Origin of the sequence: Microcoleus sp. S36b_A4 (genome assembly GCF_036700645.1) — a bacterium.
Classification (GTDB): Bacteria; Cyanobacteriota; Cyanobacteriia; order Cyanobacteriales; family Microcoleaceae; genus Microcoleus.
Window position 1 is genome coordinate 1 of record NZ_JAUBPI010000107.1, and the last position, 18,751, is coordinate 18,751.

Annotated in this window: 21 protein-coding genes; 9 read left to right on the forward strand and 12 right to left on the reverse strand. The window is 45.0% G+C overall.

Annotation, left to right across the window (positions count from 1 at the left end; genetic code table 11):
• Nucleotides 1–466: 466 nt before the first annotated feature.
• The 5 genes from QUA03_RS24680 to QUA03_RS24700 form a co-directional block, all read right to left on the reverse strand.
• Complete coding sequence (locus tag QUA03_RS24680) at nt 467–1,048, reverse strand: Uma2 family endonuclease (RefSeq protein WP_333215797.1); 582 nt, start codon at nt 1,046–1,048, stop codon at nt 467–469.
• A 93-nt stretch (nt 1,049–1,141) separates the two neighbouring features.
• Entirely contained in the window at nt 1,142–1,918 is a 777-nt protein-coding gene (locus tag QUA03_RS24685) for a Uma2 family endonuclease (RefSeq protein ID WP_333215798.1), read from the reverse strand.
• A gap of 195 nt (nt 1,919–2,113) precedes the next feature.
• A complete protein-coding gene (locus QUA03_RS24690; RefSeq protein WP_333215800.1) occupies nt 2,114–3,592 on the reverse strand; it encodes an MlaD family protein in 1,479 nt (492 codons plus the stop codon).
• A 132-nt stretch (nt 3,593–3,724) separates the two neighbouring features.
• Nucleotides 3,725–4,099 (reverse strand): four helix bundle protein, encoded by a 375-nt coding sequence (locus tag QUA03_RS24695; RefSeq protein WP_333215802.1) that lies wholly within the window; start codon nt 4,097–4,099, stop codon nt 3,725–3,727.
• Nucleotides 4,100–4,171: 72 nt separating this feature from the next.
• Nucleotides 4,172–4,954, reverse strand: coding sequence for an ATP-binding cassette domain-containing protein (locus QUA03_RS24700; protein ID WP_333215804.1), 783 nt, complete (start codon nt 4,952–4,954; stop codon nt 4,172–4,174).
• A gap of 164 nt (nt 4,955–5,118) precedes the next feature.
• Between QUA03_RS24700 and QUA03_RS24705 the strand changes: the two genes are divergently transcribed.
• The gene (locus tag QUA03_RS24705) at nt 5,119–6,519 is read left to right on the forward strand and encodes a gluconeogenesis factor YvcK family protein (RefSeq protein ID WP_333215805.1); all 1,401 of its coding nucleotides are present in this window, start codon (nt 5,119–5,121) and stop codon (nt 6,517–6,519) included.
• Between the two features lie 150 nt (nt 6,520–6,669).
• Nucleotides 6,670–7,119, forward strand: coding sequence for a tRNA (adenosine(37)-N6)-threonylcarbamoyltransferase complex ATPase subunit type 1 TsaE (tsaE, locus tag QUA03_RS24710; RefSeq protein WP_333215807.1), 450 nt, complete (start codon nt 6,670–6,672; stop codon nt 7,117–7,119).
• Between the two features lie 102 nt (nt 7,120–7,221).
• Here tsaE and QUA03_RS24715 read toward each other — a convergent pair whose 3' ends face one another.
• From QUA03_RS24715 to QUA03_RS24725, 3 genes are all read right to left on the reverse strand, one after another.
• Nucleotides 7,222–7,554, reverse strand: a complete 333-nt coding sequence (locus QUA03_RS24715; RefSeq protein WP_333215809.1) for a DUF5615 family PIN-like protein — start codon at nt 7,552–7,554, stop codon at nt 7,222–7,224.
• Nucleotides 7,555–7,557: 3 nt separating this feature from the next.
• A complete protein-coding gene (locus QUA03_RS24720; protein WP_333215811.1) occupies nt 7,558–7,899 on the reverse strand; it encodes a DUF433 domain-containing protein in 342 nt (113 codons plus the stop codon).
• A 61-nt stretch (nt 7,900–7,960) separates the two neighbouring features.
• Entirely contained in the window at nt 7,961–9,283 is a 1,323-nt protein-coding gene (locus QUA03_RS24725) for a dihydroorotase (protein ID WP_333215813.1), read from the reverse strand.
• Nucleotides 9,284–9,372: 89 nt separating this feature from the next.
• On the opposite strand from QUA03_RS24725, the gene lepB reads away from it, so the two are divergent.
• Nucleotides 9,373–9,981: a signal peptidase I gene (gene lepB, locus QUA03_RS24730; RefSeq protein ID WP_333081491.1), complete on the forward strand. Its 609-nt coding sequence runs from the start codon at nt 9,373–9,375 to the stop codon at nt 9,979–9,981.
• A 186-nt stretch (nt 9,982–10,167) separates the two neighbouring features.
• On the opposite strand, the gene QUA03_RS24735 is transcribed toward lepB, so the two are convergent.
• Together QUA03_RS24735 and QUA03_RS24740 are read right to left on the reverse strand one after the other, a co-directional pair.
• Nucleotides 10,168–11,703 carry a peptide ligase PGM1-related protein gene (locus QUA03_RS24735; protein ID WP_333215815.1) on the reverse strand — a complete coding sequence of 512 codons (1,536 nt, stop codon included), beginning with the start codon at nt 11,701–11,703 and terminating at the stop codon, nt 10,168–10,170.
• A 357-nt stretch (nt 11,704–12,060) separates the two neighbouring features.
• Nucleotides 12,061–13,677, reverse strand: coding sequence for a glycosyltransferase family 39 protein (locus QUA03_RS24740; RefSeq protein WP_333215817.1), 1,617 nt, complete (start codon nt 13,675–13,677; stop codon nt 12,061–12,063).
• Between the two features lie 333 nt (nt 13,678–14,010).
• Here QUA03_RS24740 and recA point away from each other — a divergent pair, with 333 nt between their 5' ends.
• The 3 genes from recA (at nt 14,011) to QUA03_RS24755 (ending at nt 15,922) form a co-directional block, all read left to right on the forward strand.
• A complete protein-coding gene (gene recA / locus QUA03_RS24745) occupies nt 14,011–15,147 on the forward strand; it encodes a recombinase RecA (protein WP_333215819.1) in 1,137 nt (378 codons plus the stop codon).
• A 261-nt stretch (nt 15,148–15,408) separates the two neighbouring features.
• Nucleotides 15,409–15,663, forward strand: coding sequence for a type II toxin-antitoxin system Phd/YefM family antitoxin (locus tag QUA03_RS24750; RefSeq protein WP_242720579.1), 255 nt, complete (start codon nt 15,409–15,411; stop codon nt 15,661–15,663).
• A complete protein-coding gene (locus tag QUA03_RS24755; protein WP_333215822.1) occupies nt 15,656–15,922 on the forward strand; it encodes a Txe/YoeB family addiction module toxin in 267 nt (88 codons plus the stop codon). The genes QUA03_RS24750 and QUA03_RS24755 overlap by 8 nt, the downstream gene beginning before the upstream one ends.
• Before the next feature lie 533 nt (nt 15,923–16,455).
• Here QUA03_RS24755 and QUA03_RS24760 read toward each other — a convergent pair.
• Both QUA03_RS24760 and QUA03_RS24765 read right to left on the reverse strand, forming a co-directional pair.
• Nucleotides 16,456–16,596 carry a hypothetical protein gene (locus QUA03_RS24760; RefSeq protein WP_333215824.1) on the reverse strand — a complete coding sequence of 47 codons (141 nt, stop codon included), beginning with the start codon at nt 16,594–16,596 and terminating at the stop codon, nt 16,456–16,458.
• 25 nt (nt 16,597–16,621) lie between these two features.
• On the reverse strand, nt 16,622–17,341 hold the full coding sequence (locus QUA03_RS24765; RefSeq protein WP_333215826.1) for a hypothetical protein: 720 nt from the start codon (nt 17,339–17,341) through the stop codon (nt 16,622–16,624).
• A gap of 568 nt (nt 17,342–17,909) precedes the next feature.
• Between QUA03_RS24765 and QUA03_RS24770 the strand changes: the two genes are divergently transcribed.
• From QUA03_RS24770 to QUA03_RS24780, 3 genes are all read left to right on the forward strand, one after another.
• Nucleotides 17,910–18,119, forward strand: coding sequence for a hypothetical protein (locus QUA03_RS24770; protein ID WP_333215828.1), 210 nt, complete (start codon nt 17,910–17,912; stop codon nt 18,117–18,119).
• 96 nt (nt 18,120–18,215) lie between these two features.
• The gene (locus QUA03_RS24775; RefSeq protein WP_333215830.1) at nt 18,216–18,383 is read left to right on the forward strand and encodes a hypothetical protein; all 168 of its coding nucleotides are present in this window, start codon (nt 18,216–18,218) and stop codon (nt 18,381–18,383) included.
• A 29-nt stretch (nt 18,384–18,412) separates the two neighbouring features.
• Complete coding sequence (locus QUA03_RS24780; protein WP_083888111.1) at nt 18,413–18,637, forward strand: response regulator transcription factor; 225 nt, start codon at nt 18,413–18,415, stop codon at nt 18,635–18,637.
• Nucleotides 18,638–18,751: the final 114 nt, after the last annotated feature.

Genomic DNA, 18,751 nt, shown 5'->3' on the forward strand with positions numbered 1-18,751 from the left:
GCTGCCTATCTTTTTTTAGCACACATTGCCTCAATCCTCACCACCTCTGGGTTTCAGGCTGGTTGTTACCCCCCCAGGCTTCCTGTGAGTTGTATATCTATTATAAACTTGTTTTCGGCAACTAATACCAATTCACTATGAAGCTGCATTTAATATAACGCTAAGGATATAGTTCCAACCAGAAAGACATCAGCCTCATTTAGTGTATCTTCATAGTGAATTGGTATAAGTAGGTTAATTTAATTAAATGTAAAACTATCTCGTGCTTGAGAGCCTCGCCTTGTTCAAGAAGTCGGGGTTCTGGTAAGCTGTTCTGCATTTAAATTATATGTCAAAAAACAATCAAACTCTTGTGGGGAGTAGGGGTTGGGCTTCTAGCCCGCCCAGAATATAGAATTTAAATGCGCGACAGCTTATTATCTATTTTTGACGACAAATCCCCATCGATCGCACTTTTAAATTCATCTTATTCCCGCAAAGCCTTGATAAATTCAGTAACAGCATCATATTGATCGAAGTAAGTTACATATCTCACTAACAAAGCAATGTCTAACTCCGGTAACAACTCACTGCGATCGACTTTTTCGTACTCCTCCCTCAAATAATAGATACTCAGCACTCCATCTTCCCAAAACCAAACTTCAGGTATGCCCAACCGCTTGTATAGTTGAAGTTTATCGATGCCACCGCTGGTGAATACAACTTCGATCGCCAAATCGGGAATTGCCTTTTTAGTCTGCAAATTATACGATTCATCAGGCTCCTTTCTCGCCCCCAGTTCTTTACTACCCAAAGTCGGCCCGCCCTTGATATAAAACCGGATCCCCTTCTCTCTCAGGTATGCTTCTAATAAAGCCCTGATAGTACCCTTTGTCTCTTCATGTTCGGGGCTAACTGTCATAATTTCTAAAATTCCATCTAAGTAAGCAAATTTGATACCGCCGACAGACTCAAAAGCGGCTTCTAGCGATTCAAATTGCGACCAACTCACTCCTCTTAGAGTCAGGCAACTATCGGTGACAGAGTTTTTGACTGCTGTTTGTGTCATATTTTCTCCTTATCCTTTTTTTAGATTAAGCTTTTGAGATCGCAACTGTTTTCTCAATTTTATTAACTTTTGTTCGATCGACCTCCCACACCTTCAAATGCCATCAGGATCGATACCCTGACTTCTCAAGTATGCCGTTAGTCGATCGGCCCTCTGGCGTTCCTCTTCGGCCCTATGGCGTTCCTCTTCGGCGCGCTGGCGTTCCTCTTCCACCCGTTCGGCACCCCACAGCAGCAAATTGCCATTCTCATCCCACCAGCGCAACCAATAACCCGTTCTCTGAGATTTTTCACCTTCCCAAACCCCCAGAAATAAACCCATTGACTCTATCCAGAATCGCTGATTAGCATCCGGTTCTTGCAGTTCGTATTCTCCAGCAGTCGAGAGTCTGTACACTTCCAATACTCCCGATTTAGGTTCAAAAATTACATAAATCGGTACTTGCAAAATTCGCTCATAAAACCGCCATTTTCCGTAAGGATATGTCGGTTTATTTGAATATTCACTGCCGTCAGTATCCGATAAAAATTCCATCACTACAGCAGGTACTTCTCCCTCAGCATTGCGCGTATAACTGCGGCGAACTTCTCCTGGTTCTGCTGGCAATACCGAGGGAACGTACACCCAATCGGGTGCTTTTACTACTGTTTTGTCGTTAACTTTGGCACACAGTCCAAAATTGGAAGCTATCAGCATTGAAGCTAGGATAAATCCTGCGAGATCCAAGGCTTCTCGCAGGGCTGCCGCTAAAAGTGGTTGATCGATATTTTCCACGGGATCGTCTGGCAATTTAAAGTCATCTGGCAATTTTTCCCAAGTTACAGTATACTGGGTTTTGGTTTCGACCGATTTCGATAATGTTTGCGTCATTGGTTTTCCTTGTTTTGAGTGAAAGAGTTTTTTATTAATAGGATTTGGACAATAATTTTAATGCCGGGGTGCGAAAGGCGCACCTTATTAACTAGCTGTAACCGGGGTGCGAAAGGCGCACCTTACTAACTAAAGCAACTCGCCAACCTTGCAATAATTGCGGTTATTCAATTATAGCCTGTTTTAAGGGGTATTTTAGGGAGCAACTGCTTCTGCTGACGTTCCAGTTTGAGAAGGTATAACAGGCAACTTGGGCTGTTTTTGCAAGCGAGGAAATACAGGCTCTACTGATAAACTTCTGGCAGTTTTACTCGCATTTACTTTCTCAGAAAGAGGAGCTAATGTTTGAGTCACTTTAACTTGCTGTCGCAGTTGTTCTGTCGAACCCAATAAGCCTCCCAATCCGTTGAATAACCTGCGAATGTTGTTGCGAAAAGCGGGATCTCCCGTCAAATCATCCACGTCGGAAGTAATTTTTTGCACGTTCTGAAATGTAGCTCGTGCAGAATCTAGAGTTTGCTGCAATAATAGCAAAGTGGCGGGATTGTTTACCTGGCTGGATAAATCTCGCAAATTACTAGAAGCTTGGGCAGCATTCGCTGATAAAACTTCTAAATTGTTCAGCAATTGTCCTTGGTTGATGCGATTAATTGTCGGACTCAAACTACTGACAGCTACCCGCAGTTCCTGGCTGCTTTGATTGATGTTATTCAGAGTTGAGACTAAACTGGCGCGGTTGGTTGTTACTAAAGAATTGAGTTGGTTGGCTGTTAAGGTAACTTGATTGGCTGCTTGACTTACTGAATTAGCCGAACTTATTACAGATGCAGATACGGCTTTTGTGGAAGTATCCGCCGTAGCTGCTACTTTAGAAACATCAGCGGCGGCTGCTGATATTTCCGTCTTGAGCGATTGATTTAAGGTGCTTGCTTCTCCCTTTAATGATTGATTCAAACTGCTTGCTTCCCCCTTTAATGATTGATTTAAACTTGCTATTTCAGTTTTGACAGATTGATTTAAACTCCCAATGTCTCCCCTTACAGATTGATTTAAAGTTTTTATTTCCGCTTGGGCAGTTTGAGTTAAATTCGATAAATCTTGAGTGAGTTTAGCTGCACCTTTAGCTGTGTTGGCTGTATTTTCTGCAAGAGATTTAATATTGTTAAACAGGGCGGGGTCAGTGTAGAAATTAGCTAGGCGGACTGTGGATTTAATTAGTTCGTCGATAGTGACACCAGCTTGACCTTTTAAGCGCGAATTTTGGCAGATAATCTCTGGGGGACAGTCGGCACTAGCGGGATTGGCGGTAAGTAATGATTCTGGCAAAATCGAGTTGGGGGTAATGTCGATCGACGATTCGCCAATTAAACCCGATTTATTCGCTTCGATCGTAACATCCCTGGGAATCACTAAAGTTCCGGGGGCAATCTCCAGCGTCACGTCTACGCCGTTGGAACCCGGTTGGAGGGCGGTAATTTTACCGACTGCAACCCCACGATACCTGATGGGCGTACCTATTTGCATTCCTTGGGCGCTGCCAAATTCTACGGCGAATTTGTAGCTGCGGTTCCCTATTTGCACGCCCCGCAGCCAGAGCACTAAGCCGCCAAATAAACCGATTCCTACTAAAATTAAGAACCCGACAGAACCTTCTCTTACAGTTCGTGATTGCATATTACCTCTTTAGTCAGTTGGCAGTTGGCAGTTGGCAGTTGGCAGTTGGCAGTTGGCAGTTGATAGTTGGCAGTTGGCAGTTGGCAGTTGATAGTTAGCAGTTGGCAGTTGGCAGTTGATAGTTGGCAGTTGTTAATTTTTGTCTGATGTGTTGCCTATAGATTTTAGATAGGCGTTTAGCCTTGGCGACAGTTCGTCAATAATTGGCTTGAGTGTTTCTACTTGCGTACTTGTTAGTAGTTGCCTAGTATAAGCCCGTCTCAACCAGTGCTTTGTTTCATATAAAGAAACTCTGGCAATCTTGATAAATCGCCGATGATCCTGATAGCTACCTCGACCATCTCCTTCAGCAATATTAGCACCAATACTATCAGCAGATCGAATAATTTGCTTGCCGACCGTATCTTTTGCTAGTGCGTCCCATTTGATAAAAATATTCCAAATTTCATCAGCTAATTTTTCAGCTAATTTATAAACATCTAACTTCTGAAAGTTTGTTTGTGACATATACTATCTCCCAACAAGACAAACCATTGACCACGGCCAACTGACAACGGCCAACTGACAACTGACAATTGACTATCCCAGCGCTTGAATTGGCCCAGTAACACTGCCACTAAAAAATTGTCGGATAAGTAAATTATCTGTCGATGCAATGTCATTGACAGTTCCCTCCCACTGCACTTTGCCTCGATAGAGAAATACGATGCGATCGGCAGTGCGGCGGATGGTACTGTCTTGGTGAGTGACGATCGCATAAGTGCTGCAAACACCTTGGGCTGCCTGCAAGTCGCGGATTAAATCTTCAATTACCGTCGAAGCGATCGGATCTAAACCCGCCGTCGGTTCGTCGTACAGCAAAACCTCTGGATTATCCCTGTCATTATCAGGATTCGCCATGATAGCGCGGGCAAAACTTACCCGCTTCCTCATTCCCCCAGACAACTGCGCCGGATAGCGTTCGCCAATTCGCGGCAAACCCACCATCTCCAACTTTTCCTGCACCAATTCCCGAATGCGGCGGCGCGGGAGCTTAGAATGCTGGTAAAGTAAAAAACCGACATTCTCCTCCACCGTCAGCGAATCAAACAAAGCCGCTTGCTGAAACACCATCCCAATTCCTATCGGATCTGCCACGTCGTCCACCCATCCGACCCTGCGCTGTCCCTGAACAAAAACCTCACCGGCATCCGGGGCCAACAAACCCGCAATTATCCGCAGAATCGTAGATTTCCCCGTCCCGGAAGGGCCAATAATTGCCAGGGCTTCTCCCCGATAAATCCTCAGATCGACTCGATCGAGGATCGGGTTCTGACCGAAGGACTTACTTACCCCCTTGAGTTCGATTAGTGGCTCAGCCATAGGATGTTATCAATAAGTTGTCAGTCCTCAGTCCTCAGTCTACCTAATGACTCATGACTTATAACTAATCACTAATTACTTAAATTGACTGCCAGAATCAAAACTCTCTTGTATTGTAAATTTGTCAGCTCGAGCTGTTCCAATACCCTTAAGACTAATTAACCATGTCAATTAGTTCACTTCCTAAAGCCCTCCGCGTCTTGGCTAAAGCCAAGCAGGTTTTTGCCCAATCCAGAAATCCTTACCCCCCTTCTTTGCGGAACGGGCGAGTTCACCAGTGGTTTAAGTGGTTAGCCCCCGGACTGCTAGTGAAACGGTGGCTGCTGATTAGTGCCAGCGGCGTGGTACTTGCCACTTTGGGTTTAGCGATTTGGACTGGGATGACTCCCATTTTCTTCTTATTGCAATTATTGAGAAATTTTTTGGCGTGGATTGCGGAAGTTATTCCCAATTACGTGTCGGGCCCGATCATCATTGCTGGCGGGATTTTGTTAATTCTGTGGGGACAAACTCGCAGTTTGAACTCTATTACTCAAGTGCTGATGCCCGAAGGGAATGAGGAATTGGTCGATCGACTCCTCAACCACCGCCGCTTGCACCGCGGCCCGAAAATTGTGGCAATTGGGGGCGGTACGGGCCTTTCTAATTTGCTCAGGGGATTGAAGGATTACAGCGCTAAAATCACTGCTATTGTCACGGTGGCGGATGATGGCGGGTCTTCCGGGCGGCTGCGGCGGGAAATTGGGGTATTGCCGCCGGGAGACATTCGCAATTGTTTGGCTGCTTTGGCAGATGAGGAAAAGTTATTGACTGAGTTATTTCAATATCGTTTCCGGGCTGGTGACGGTTTGGTGGGTCACAGTTTTGGGAATTTGTTTTTGACGGCGATGAGCGATATTGCTGGAGATTTGGAACAGGCGATCGCCGCGAGCTCTAAAGTTTTAGCAGTGAGGGGAGAAGTGCTGCCGGCTACTCTGAGCGACGTTTCTTTGTGGGCAGAACTCGCTGACGGCCGCAGGATTGAGGGGGAGTCCAGCATTACAAAAGCAAACGGGCAAATCCTCAAAATAGGCTGTAATCCTGCTAATCCTCCGGCATTACCTAGGGCTGTAGAATGTCTTCGGGAAGCGGATTTTATTATTATTGGGCCGGGGAGTCTTTATACGAGTGTCATTCCGAACTTGTTGGTGCCGGAAATTGCTGATGCGATCGCCAATAGCGAAGTTCCGCGCATTTATGTTTGCAATATTATGACTCAGCCGGGGGAAACTGACGGATACAGTGTTGCAGACCACATTCGGGCGATCGACCGCGCTTGCGGCCGGCCGCTGTTCGATGCTGTAGTAGTTCAAGGCAAAGTCCCTTCTGCAAAGGCTTTGATCCGCTATTCTCAGGAGGATTCTTATCCGGTTGTGCTCGATCGAGAAGCCGTAACGCAATTGGGGAGGCGAATTGTCATCGCAAATGTGATGGATGAAGATAAAAATACGGGTTTAATTCGCCACAATTCGCAAAGGTTGGCGGGGATGTTGCTGCGTTGGTACGGCCGCGCGCAAAACATTTAAGCTGCTGACTGCTGACTGTTGACTGTTGACTGTTGACTGTGCAGACTAATGTTATTGATTATTAGCAGCCCCAAGCGAGTAACTAATGACTAATGACTAATGACTAATGACTAATGACTAATGACTAATGACTAATGACTAATTATTGAAATGAAAACTTTGCTTCCCGATTCTGAAGCTACGCGCAAGTTTGGTGTTGTGTTAGGTCGATCGCTCCCCGCCGGCACTCTAATCTTATTACAAGGAGATTTAGGTGCTGGTAAAACTACTTTGGTTCAAGGTATCGCTGAAGGTTTAGGAATCTCAGAGTCGATCGAAAGTCCTACTTTTACGCTGATTAACGAGTATTTTGAAGGGCGAGTACCGCTGTATCATCTAGATTTATATCGACTAGAACCCGAAGAAGTGGAGGCTTTGCACTTAGAAAGTTATTGGGACGGGTTAGAAATGGATTTGGGAATTGTGGCGATCGAATGGGCGGAAAGATTGCAGTACAAACCAGAAAATTATTGGCAAATTTATTTGACTTATCTAGATAACGGGCGGCAAATTGAAGTAATTGGTAATGGCGAGTTATTGGATTGGCAATGGGAAAAGTGAGAAAAGGCGATTTCATTTAGATGTTGCACCATTCTCACTCAGCCTTTTCTCAACAGGCAAGATGCCTGTTAAGAGAGAATGGTGTAACATCTCAGCGCGAACTTAATGCGGACGGTTGACACGAATCAATTTACCTCTCAAAGTTTCTTCACCAGCAATAGCATCATTGATGGGTGTTGCCAACCTTTCTAGATTTTTATCGTCTGTACATACGATAATACCAGCATGATTTGGTTGTTGAGTGTGCAAGCGAATGAAATGCCGACGATTTTGCGTCATAACCGCCCGATCATTATTCACAGCAAAGGCTAATACTTCGGGGTCATCATCTCCGGCATTTCCTGCCTCTTGAATAGTCAGGGCATCGTGACCTAAATTTCGCAGCAAAGCGACAACAGGAAACGGGAACTGTTCATCTGCATAGAGACGTGCCATAAATTATACTTCCTGCATCATTGCTACTGCTTCTTCTCCGAGTGCTGTTTCAATTTCTTCGGAGTTAGCCTCAGCATAAGTCCAGACATTTACTAAGTTTGCAGCATTCAACTGGGGATAAAATTGTAGAAGTTCAGCATCACTTGAACCTTGACGGCGCAAACTCACGAACAGCCAAACGGGAAGTCTAGTTTTGGCAATGCAAGCATCGCCGCCGCACACGTCGGGAGTTTTAGTAATTCCTGGCCAGCTATTGTTTAAACTTTGGGTTAAAAGCCGGATGGCTTCAGCTTTCTCACTCGGAGTTAAGGCCAGGAGTTGTGTTTCTAGTTCTTGGAGAAGCATGGGTAAAATCGCCTTTGCGATGCAGGAATACCCAATTATAACACTTGAGTTAAATTCATGCTTACTCAGCGTCAAATGTCAAGGCTTCTCCCCTCACATTTGTATTCAATTTACCATTCTCAAAAACAACTTTTCCTCCAACAACAGTCACAACTGGCCATCCAGTCAAACTCCAACCTTCAAAGGAACTCCAGCCGCACTTACTCGCCATCTCTGCGCCGACCACCGGGCGGTAGTTCTCCAAATCAACTAAGACTAAATCTGCATCAAAACCCGGAGCAATCGCCCCTTTGTTCCGAATCTTATAAGCCTTAGCAACAGCCGCCGACATCCAATTAGCAACTTGAGCAACTGTACATCTTCCCTCTACTGCTTGGGTCAGCATCAAAGGCAAAGAAGTTTCGACTCCGGGCATTCCCGACGGCGTATTTGGATATTCTTGAGCTTTTTCTGCTAATGTATGCGGTGCGTGGTCGGTGGCGATAAAATCAATTACCCCGTCGAGTAAAGCTTGCCAAAGTATTTCGTTATCGCGGGGTTCGCGCAAAGGCGGATTCATCTGAGCTAAACTGCCAATTGTTTGATAGGCGCTGGTATTTAACAACAAATGCTGTGGCGTAACTTCTGCTGTCACCCAAGTCGGTTTTTCCTGGCGTAACAACTCAGCTTCATCCCCCGTGGAAAGGTGCAGAATGTGCAGACGCCGCTGATATTTGTTAGAAAGTTTTAATGCTAGCTGAGTTGCTAATAAAGCTGCTTGATTGTCTTGAATTTGGGAGTGAATCGCGACATCGGAAATTCCGGCAAATTCCTGACGCCTCTGGTTGATTCTAGCTTGGTCTTCTGCGTGCACGGCAATTAGTCGATCGCCCTTGGCAAAAATCTGCTCTAAAGTTGCTTCTCCATCGACCAACAACTGACCGTGCATCGAACCCATAAACACCTTAATTCCCGGCGTCGGATTCGCATTCAACAAATCCGGCAAATTCTCCGGCGTTGCACCAATAAAAAAGCCGTAATTCACCAAACACTTCTCGGCAGCGCGAGTTAGTTTATCATCTAAGGCAGCTTGGGTTGTGGTCAGAGGTCGTGTATTCGGCATTTCCAGAAACGATGTCACGCCGCCTTTAGCGCAAGCACAGCTAGCCGTAAACAAGTCTTCCTTGTGTTCTAAACCCGGTTCCCGGAAGTGTACCTGGGGATCAATTACTCCGGGTAACAGAGTTAAGCCTTTCGCATCTATTTCTCGATCGCCAGATTCGACAATTTCCGCAGCAACCTTGACAATTTTGCGATCGCATATTTGTACATCTCCTACCAAAAACTCACCATTGGGCAAAAGAATGCGAGCGCGACGGATTAACAAACTTGATTGGGTAGTCATAAGATATCCTTAATTCAGTAAACAGCGTGCTAGCATGGAAGCATTATTAAGTTTATAATTCGTATCCAGCTCAGTCACTACAATACCCTATGACTCGTCTAGACAAGTCAGCCGACGAAAAACCTCCGCAAGACACCGAAAATCCTTGGATCGAAGGAATTAAGACGATCGGCTTAGCAGCATTTTTAGCCTTTGGTATCCGCACCCTGGTTGCCGAAGCACGCTACATTCCCACCGGCTCGATGCTCCCAACCTTACAAATTAACGATCGATTAATTATAGATAAGGTCAGCTATCGATTCCAAGAGCCCCAGCGAGGAGATATTATTGTATTTATGCCTCCCGATCCGGCTAGTTTGTGCACGGGACAGCCGCCACCGATCAAAGATGCCTATATCAAGCGAGTGATCGGACTGCCGGGGGACAGTGTGGAAGTCAGAGAAGGAAAAGTTTTTATTAACAAGCAGCCGCTACAGGAAAAATATATTGAAGAAATTCCGCAGTATCCCTACGGGCCTGTAGTTGTAGCTCCAAATTCTTACTTGGTACTCGGCGACAACCGCAACGCAAGCTGTGACAGTCATTATTGGGGCTTTGTACCCAAGCAAAATATCATCGGTAGGGCAATTGTCCGTTTCTGGCCACTCAACCGCACAGGTTCGATCGACCCCACGCCCCTTTATCCCGCTAAAAATTAGCTCTAACGGAAAAAAGAAGGAAGAAGCAAAAAAGCCCATTCAATAATAGCAATGATTTAGGTGATTAAGAACATCCTAATCGTCTTATCGTTTGCTATACAAAACGCTAAGGATATTAGATCCCCGACTTCTTTAAGAAGCCGGGGATCTAAGCTGACTGGCTGGATCAATTCTAAAATCTAAAATCTAAAATTTAAAATCACCTGGCGTTTCGCGATCGAGAACTTTCACAACTTTGTTATACATCTCCTCAGCTTGTTGCGGCGAATTGCCGATACTCGTCACTCCCAATTTGCCAAACTCCGACAAACAACCCATTAAATGAAACACACTGCCCGTCTCTGTACCGCTGTCAAAGTGCAGTTGATTGTCAGCAATAATATCCATCAAATCGTTCGGTAATAATCCCCGATAGCGCTCTTTTTTCAAATTGTCCGAAGCGACATAATATTTCGGACGGCCCTGCTGGCTGTAAAATAATCCGGTAGTACGCTCGTAACGACCGTTTGTTAACAGCTTCAAAGCCATAAACGGATGAGTTGTACCTCCTTTACGTAAGTTAATTTCTATTGCTTGAATATCCCATTTTCCGTCGGATTGCTTTACAGCGAGAAAATCTACTCCAAATCTTTCTAAAGCGCCTTTTTTAGCTAAGTTTTGCCCGACTTTCCATCCCAATTCTTGCAACGCCAGCCGATAAGATTCGTCCGCCGGAAATCGGCAACCCAAGAAAATTTGACCGTCTGGGCCTCCTAAAATCTGGTCGTGAGTGGAGAGAATTTCTACTTCGCCGCTGGGAATAATTCTGCCTTGAACGCTGGGGGAGAACTTTTCTTCTCCTTCGATAAATGCTTCGGCAATTGCCCCTAATTCTGGAATGCGGCTGCTAAAGTTTTCCCAGGTTTCGCCTTTGGATTGAAAGCGTAAATTATGGAAGTGATCGCCAATTGCCTTCGCTCTTTCTGTATGCGCTTTACCTGCCAGGGATTTGAGGTCTAAAATTGCATTCCCTTCACCCGAAAAACCTTCATTTAACTTAATTACGATCCGCTGCAAATGTGGCTGCCGTTCCCACAACCCTGCGGCAGCTTCTGCTAAATCTTCCGCATTCCAAACCAACTCGGAACCGTCAGGATAAGGCACGCCACATTCTTGGAAAATTTGCCTGCTACCGCTTTTTGTTCCCCAGTATAACAGATCGGGATCGCTGGCCCACAAAGGAATCCCCAATTGAACAGATAACTCGCGTTCTAAGGGCGTCGAGTTATAACAAACCATATAAGATTTTTTCGGCCGTACTGCTTGACGAATGCGCTCCATCAAGCGGGGGCGCTCTAAAATTTTCTGGGTGAGGGATTTGGCAGAAGCATCGTAAGCACTGAACAGCAAAAGCCGATCGCGCGCGTGAGAAAACGGAATTCCCGGCAGCAATTGCAGGTAATAATCCACAATCATCGGGTGCAAGGGTTCCGAGGTAATGTAAATTAAGCGCGTGTGGGGATTTCGCAGGCGAATTAATGAAAATAAATGTCGCTCTTCGTAGTGGTAAGCACCCTCAATTTTCCGCATTTCTTGCTGATCTAAGCTGACAGAAGGAATGATAATAATGTCACAATCTCCGCTGTCGAATTCTTCTATCGCTCGCCAACGCTCGCGTAATTCTGTCTGAAGATTGCGAAACTTCTGCGCGGATTCGGAAGATGAATTATTTAACTCTTGCATTGCTTTTTATCCTAAGTATTCAAATAATTATTGCTGATCGTGTCGGGTGTGTCAGCCCCAATATTTGAGACAAGTCACACACTTTTTTGTCTAACGCACCTTACCGGGAGAATTGACAAAAATGCCAAAATAGTGATTTAAGGTGCGTTAGTCGAAATATTTGAGGCCACTCAAACAGTTTTTTCTGCCCACGCCCAAAAACCGATACCGTGCCACGTAATCCTATCGTGAATATCCAAAAATTTTAGACCAAAGTTTAATCTCCCAGATTCATTTGTGGAATAAATCTAAAATCTAAAATCTAAAATCCACTGACGCACCCTACTGGGGACGATCGTCTATTTCTCTCAATCTGCTCTAAGAAGCTCGCCTCGCTCGAAAAAGTCTGGCATACTGCAATATTGGCTCTAAGCGGCGTTGATTTTGCTTGAGAGCCGATCGCAATTTTTCCGAGGGGCGGAACACCAGCGGAGCCGAATATTTGTTCAGCATCTCGATTTCTGGCGACTGGCTCATCAGCATCAGCCGCACGTCTTTGTCGAGCAAATAACTCAGAGACAGCAAATCTCCCATGTTCGTAAAATCGTTGCCGCGATCGCTAATTACAATTGTATCTTTAATCGATCGGTTAGCTATCGCCTCTTTGTTAATAATTTTCGCAACTTCAGCATTAAAATAGCTCAAGTCTTTGCTCCACCAAGTATCAGAAAAAGCGCTGACAGTACAGGATGCTATACTTGCTGTAAAAACCAGGGCTAAAATGACTTGCCAAAACCGCTGCTGAGTTTTCACGTTACTGGCGAGCAAGTAAGCAACTGCTAGCTGCACTCCCGGAAAGCACGAAATCAGATAACGGCTGACTGCCGAACGTTTGCCACCTAGGATGAGATCCGGTAAAGCCAGGAGCAAAAAAGGTACAAAAATTGATGTTACAATAAACAGCCAAGTTGAACTGCTAGTGCGGCGGCAGATTGTGTAAAGGGCTGCCGCAAATAACAGCAAAAATGGCAATCTCAGCAGATAAGTCCAAATATTATCAAACCCGAAGTCGAAGTCAAAAAATAAAGCTGTAAAGCTGAGTGTCCACAATTTGACAAGATACAGCCAACCCGGAGATACTCGCGTCCAATCTGTCGTAGCTGATGCTCGTCCCAGGTTGGTCGCCAGCACGTAAATCCAGGGGATATACAATATTAAAGCTGCTGTTACTGCTAAGAAAAATTGAGAATTAGTGACGTGACCGGGCAATTTTGTTTTTTTGACAAACAACCAGTAAGAAATTATAAAAACTCCGTGTCCAATGAGTGTTAAACTGAAGAAAGGGTGAGTGTAGAAACCAAGGGCGATCGCCAACGAGTAAAATACCCAATTTTGCCAATCCCGCAACCGCACTGCTCTCAGCAGCAGCCAACTGCTCCCAATAACTGTGGCTGTCAGCAAACTGTACTGCCTTGCGGTCTGAGCAAACAAGATGTCAAAGGGAGATAAAGCCAAAAGTGCTGTTGCTAATAACGCAGCCAAATTCGAGGCGAAAAGTTCCTGAGCTAAAGCGTACATCAAAGGCAGCGACAGCAAACTCAATAGTGCTGGCAAACTGCGAGATGCTGTTAGAGAACTGCCAAACTGCTGCATCCACCAACGAGCCATGAGAAAGTATAAAGGCGGATGCTGCGGGTCTTCTAGTGCTAAAGAACGAATTGTGTCTGCTTCTGTACTTCCGGGTTTAATCCGCTGATATTTTTGCAATTCTGGTGCGGGAAAAATCCGGTTTTGGAATAGTTCGTCGTCAATTTCTTGGCGGGTGAAACCAGCGGCGCGGATTGATGTGTAAACTTCGTCGTGCCAGTACAGTTTGCGATCGATCTCAAAAAACCGAAATCCGATACCTAATAAAATGCCGATCGCCAATAAGTTCATCAGCCAACGGGAATTTTTGGTATTTACAGATGTGTCTTGATGTGTTGTAGATCCCATGCTTGTTCTAATTGTGGCGATTCCCTCCGGGATAGCTACGCTTCACGGAATTTGGAACTGTAGATCATCTTAAACCTCACTCAAGGGGCGATCGATCGATACCCACTATAGCGGTTCTCAAGCGTAGTGAGGTATGCCCCATGCCCCATGCCCCATGCCCCATGCCTTATAGATCAGAGCCTTGTGAAAGCTGGCGAGTGGCCGAGGCCTCCCCAACATCAAGAATCTTCAACCAAATGCTCCCAGAACCTCCAGACCCCAAAAATAACTGCTAACATACGTGTTGTACAGTTAATCAACAAGCTCCGCAAGGGGTCTACCCGCGTACCGCAAATGGCAAAAAAAGAAGCGTCTATAAAAACTTCCACTGAAAACTCAGAAAAGCAAAAAGCTCTAACTTCCGTACTCTCCCAAATCGAGCGCAGCTTTGGCAAAGGGGCGATCGTCAGATTGGGAGACTCCACTCGCATGAGGGTAGAAACCATTCCCACCGGAGCCCTGACACTAGACATTGCTTTGGGCGGCGGTTTGCCAAAAGGTCGAGTTATTGAAATTTACGGCCCGGAAAGTTCCGGTAAAACCACTCTAGCTCTCCACGCGATCGCCGAAGTCCAAAAATCCGGCGGTATCGCAGCCTTCGTCGATGCCGAACACGCCCTCGATCCAACCTACGCCTCAGCTTTAGGCGTCGATATTGAAAATCTCTTAGTTTCCCAGCCGGATACCGGCGAAATGGCCCTAGAAATAGTCGATCAACTCGTCCGTTCCGTCGCCGTCGATATCGTAGTAATTGACTCCGTAGCCGCCCTCGTCCCCCGCGCCGAAATCGAAGGCGACATGGGCGACTCCCACATGGGTTTGCAAGCGCGCTTGATGAGTCAAGCTTTGCGGAAAATCACCGGCAATATCGGCAAATCCGGCTGTACCGTCATCTTCCTCAACCAATTGCGGCAGAAAATCGGCATAACTTACGGCAACCCGGAAACCACAACCGGCGGTAACGCACTCAAATTCTACGCCAGCGTGCGGCTCGACATTCGCCGCATTCAAAGCTTGAAAAAAGGTACCGAAGAATACGGCAACCGCACGAAAGTTAAAGTTGCTAAAAATAAAGTTGCTCCACCTTTCCGCATTGCCGAATTTGACATTGTATTTGGCAAAGGCATTTCTACTTTAGGCTGTCTGACTGACTTGGCAGACGAAATGGGAGTAATTCTGAAAAAAGGTTCTTGGTATAGCTACAACGGAGAGAACATAGCTCAAGGACGAGACAAAGTGATCCAGCACATGGAGAAAAACATCGATTTCAAAAATGAAATTGAGGAGCTAGTTAAAAAGAAACTTGAGACTGGTGCTGTGGTTTCTGCTAATTCTGTCGCTCCTGTTGAGGTAGATGAGGTAGATGAGGTAGATGATGTAGATGATGTAGATGATGTAGATGATGTAGATGGTTTGGACGAAGAAATCTAAGTTTTTTAGTCCTCAATTATTACTCGTTTACTGGTTGTTTACTGATTGTTTACTCGTTACCAGGCTGGAGCGAAAGTAACACTCAACAGCTACCTAGAGCCTCGAATTTAATTTTCGCTCGCGAGGCTCTTCCTCTAGGTATCCGTTCCCAGGCTCCAGCCATAGAACCAGTAAATTGACCGGACATGATATGAGATCAGGATTGCCGAATATATTGCGGATTGCTATACTTGTACAGTAAGTAGTACAAGTGTCAAGTACATGAATATTGTTTCTTTTAGCGAAGCGAGAAATAACCTCAAGGCTGTTTTAGACAGAGTAGTGGAAGATACGGACTATACCATCATCACTAGACGGGATGCGGAGGATGCGGTGGTGATGTCGCTAGAGTTCTTTAATAGTTTGCTGGAAACAGTTCATTTACTCAAATCTCCCGCCAATGCTGCCCATTTGGAGCGTTCTATTGCTCAGTTTAAGCAGGGGAAAGTGGTAGAGCGAAATTTGTTGGATGACTAGAAAGTTAGCATGGACGGATGAGGCTTGGGGCGATCATTTATATTGGCAAGGGCAAGATAAGAAAACCTTAAAACGAATTAACAAGCTAATTGAGGCAACAATCCGATTGCCGTTTGAGGGGATCGGAAAGCCCGAACCACTGAGGGAGGATCTGGCTGGTTTTTGGTCGCGGCGAATTGATGATACGAATCGATTAGTTTATGCTGTGGATGACGAGTATCTAACGATTATCTCTTGTCGATACCACTATTCTGATTGACCAAGAATTTCTTAATGGTACCCGCCACGTGATTTATCAGTGGAATCAATCCAAAATATAAAATCTAAAATCCTCAAGCCCCCGCATTTATCCGTGGGGTCAATCTAAAACCTAAAATCTAAAATCTAAAATCGATTGACATCCTCCTTAGCCTAATTAGCTATGGTGCGGCGTTTTTGTTTAACAGGAAAATCGGCGATTCTTTGAGCAGTTTAATTTTAATTTTATGACGATAGCGAGTTTCTATTTAACGAGCGAGCGTAACTTTTGTCACGCTATGTAACTTTTGCAGGATAAACAGGGATGAGAGGGTACTCCTGTGCATGGCAATTGTTATGCAGTGATCGATTGTTTAGTAGTGAAGCCACAAAATAACGCGGACTTTTTATTTAAATTGCATATTCGAGGCGGGCGAGACGCCCACCCCACTCATTGTTTTATTGTTTTTTGACATACAATTTAAATCCACAACAGCTTATCCCAACAGAATTGTTTTCAAAATACTCCTTCTAAACTGGATTCATGTCTTTTGGTCAGCCGCGTGGCTCTGACAGGGGAACTGGGAGCCTCTCATATTGGTAAAAATACTTCTTCTGGCTCCTTCCTTCTGCCTTCTGCCTTCTGCCTTCTGCCTCTGGCCTCAAAACTCCAATTTTGGGCTTGGCTGCTTTCATTGAGATGCTCTCTACTTACGATTACTTATTCAGGCATAGAAACTGGCTGAATGTATTGAGTATTAGCGCGCACATAACAGCCTTGTCTTGTGAGCAACCAGGGTTGACCGTTCGCCATCGTAATAGCATTTGCTCCCCTGAGTTCAGCAGCAACTGTATCTTTATCCGCGCGGTAAACTTGTTGAATTGCTCCGTTTGCGGTCTTGCGACAGTTGAGTTGTCCATCTCGCGAGGTGACACGCCAAGCAGGCCAAGTTACAAAACCATTTGTTGGACTCGACCAAGTATTAGCATTGCTAGAAGTATAGTCGCCACTTGCATTAGGACGCGGTAAAGCTTCGACTAAATTTACTTTAAATGTCTGGCCAATAGAAGGACAATTTTCTCCTGCTTTCACCTTCCAAGTAACTTCGGCTCCCAATTGGCTGCTTCTTCCAACTTGACGCCTGACAATGGCAATATCTCCAGAACAAACAATTTTTCGGCCAGGGCCGGTCGCACTGTCTTTAAAAGTCCCATTGTAATAGTAAGAGCCTGCTGCTCCTTCGGAACGGGTAATTTGAATATTGCCCAAAAATTCCCGATTGCCTACTTTGGTCAAGTAAAAACCGCTGCGATTGTTTCCTTTTTCTGACAAGTTTAAAGTAGTTTTACCGTTAGGATTAACATAAGTGGTAGCGCTAGCAGCAGCGCACCAAATTAATGACACAACTCCTGTGGATAACAAAATGGAAAGTTTTTTCACAGCAACACCTTGTATGATATGAATCTCTACTTTATTTATAGCTGTTGGTGAAAATACTTGACCAGTCGCTCAAATGAGTGACACTCATTTGAGCGACAGCGCACTCGTCTGACCCTGCGTGCGGACTCTCCCCGGCATCAAATCTGCATAACTTCACCTTGCTTCAGCTCTCTTCCACTCTCTTCACTTGTATGCACTTGCATCACGATGCCTACAAGCTTCAACTTCTGACTCATTGCAGGTTCCAATAATTAGCAGCAGAATAAATTTATATACGTAAGTAAGGGAGTTCCAATCACCGCTAAATACTGTGGATTTTACGGGTACTCCCCGGTGGGTCAAGTTGCGATTACAAACACTAGGGCGATTTTTACAGGTAGCAGATTTCCAATCTAAGAATGCTTGTAAAGAAATGTAAAAGCTCCTGATCGCCGATTGGTTTGACAGAAAGTACGATTTTTAAGCGGAGTCGGTAAAAAAAGTAGTCTGGATTCAGCGCAAAAATGAACTTGACCAACACAAATTAATTTGCTCGAAACTTAAATCCTTGTTGAATGGATAATAAATCATGGCTGACGGTCAATTAGGAGTTATATTAAAGATGGCTCAAACAATTAATCCTCAAATTGAGAGCGATCGACACTTTGAAATAGACTTGGCAAAATTGCGCCAACTGCCAGCAGGAACATTAGGGTGCGAAGTGGCGCGATTTCTAGACGAACAAGGCTTTGAGCCGATCGCATCGGGAGACTGGCTTCAGCGAAACCACGACGTTTAACGGGTTCTGACTGGTCTTTCAGCTTCAACAGAAGATGAATTTATACTTCAAGCGTTTACTCGTGATCAAGTATTTCTTCCTTCTTGTGCGATTTTAGTGTTAGTTGGACTGATCAGCGGAAAATGCGCGATCGGGCAAATTATCAAAGGCTTAAAACACGGAAAATTAGCCACTCGGTTAATTAATTGGGACGTTGCATCTGATTGGGAAACTCCTTTATATGAAGTTCGAGAAAAACTCGGAATTCTACCCTTAATTGATTAGATTTTCACTCATTACCTCATTACAAAAGTATGCAAAGCACAAGTTACAAACCGGAAATTAGCCTGAGTCCGCGGGAAAGAGCGATCGCGCAATTAGTAGCCCAAGGCCTGCCCAACAAATGTATTGCCAAAAATTTAAATATCAGTCACTGGACGGTTGCTACTTACGTGAGGAGGATTTTTATCAAACTCGGTGTTTGTTCCAGAACTGCGATGATTGCACTGCTGATCCAAGAAAATTTGCTCTGGGACTAATAAATAAGGAATGAGAATTAAATAACTTCCACTCTTGAAAGTGGGATGGGCGTCCCGCCCGGCCAAAAAGGACGGGCGGGCCGCCCATCCCACACTAACACTTAACATTGTAAG

Excerpts from the sequence above, each read along its gene's own strand:
- QUA03_RS24680 (WP_333215797.1), bottom strand. The coding sequence starts at position 1,048 with ATGACACAAACAGCAGTCAAAAACTCTGTCACCGATAGTTGCCTGACT.
- QUA03_RS24685 (WP_333215798.1), bottom strand. The coding sequence starts at position 1,918 with ATGACGCAAACATTATCGAAATCGGTCGAAACCAAAACCCAGTATACT.
- QUA03_RS24690 (WP_333215800.1), bottom strand. The coding sequence starts at position 3,592 with ATGCAATCACGAACTGTAAGAGAAGGTTCTGTCGGGTTCTTAATTTTA.
- QUA03_RS24695 (WP_333215802.1), bottom strand. The coding sequence starts at position 4,099 with ATGTCACAAACAAACTTTCAGAAGTTAGATGTTTATAAATTAGCTGAA.
- QUA03_RS24700 (WP_333215804.1), bottom strand. The coding sequence starts at position 4,954 with ATGGCTGAGCCACTAATCGAACTCAAGGGGGTAAGTAAGTCCTTCGGT.
- QUA03_RS24705 (WP_333215805.1), top strand. The coding sequence starts at position 5,119 with ATGTCAATTAGTTCACTTCCTAAAGCCCTCCGCGTCTTGGCTAAAGCC.
- tsaE (WP_333215807.1), top strand. The coding sequence starts at position 6,670 with ATGAAAACTTTGCTTCCCGATTCTGAAGCTACGCGCAAGTTTGGTGTT.
- QUA03_RS24715 (WP_333215809.1), bottom strand. The coding sequence starts at position 7,554 with ATGGCACGTCTCTATGCAGATGAACAGTTCCCGTTTCCTGTTGTCGCT.
- QUA03_RS24720 (WP_333215811.1), bottom strand. The coding sequence starts at position 7,899 with ATGCTTCTCCAAGAACTAGAAACACAACTCCTGGCCTTAACTCCGAGT.
- QUA03_RS24725 (WP_333215813.1), bottom strand. The coding sequence starts at position 9,283 with ATGACTACCCAATCAAGTTTGTTAATCCGTCGCGCTCGCATTCTTTTG.
- lepB (WP_333081491.1), top strand. The coding sequence starts at position 9,373 with ATGACTCGTCTAGACAAGTCAGCCGACGAAAAACCTCCGCAAGACACC.
- QUA03_RS24735 (WP_333215815.1), bottom strand. The coding sequence starts at position 11,703 with ATGCAAGAGTTAAATAATTCATCTTCCGAATCCGCGCAGAAGTTTCGC.
- QUA03_RS24740 (WP_333215817.1), bottom strand. The coding sequence starts at position 13,677 with ATGGGATCTACAACACATCAAGACACATCTGTAAATACCAAAAATTCC.
- recA (WP_333215819.1), top strand. The coding sequence starts at position 14,011 with ATGGCAAAAAAAGAAGCGTCTATAAAAACTTCCACTGAAAACTCAGAA.
- QUA03_RS24750 (WP_242720579.1), top strand. The coding sequence starts at position 15,409 with ATGAATATTGTTTCTTTTAGCGAAGCGAGAAATAACCTCAAGGCTGTT.
- QUA03_RS24755 (WP_333215822.1), top strand. The coding sequence starts at position 15,656 with ATGACTAGAAAGTTAGCATGGACGGATGAGGCTTGGGGCGATCATTTA.
- QUA03_RS24760 (WP_333215824.1), bottom strand. The coding sequence starts at position 16,596 with ATGAAAGCAGCCAAGCCCAAAATTGGAGTTTTGAGGCCAGAGGCAGAA.
- QUA03_RS24770 (WP_333215828.1), top strand. The coding sequence starts at position 17,910 with ATGGCTGACGGTCAATTAGGAGTTATATTAAAGATGGCTCAAACAATT.
- QUA03_RS24780 (WP_083888111.1), top strand. The coding sequence starts at position 18,413 with ATGCAAAGCACAAGTTACAAACCGGAAATTAGCCTGAGTCCGCGGGAA.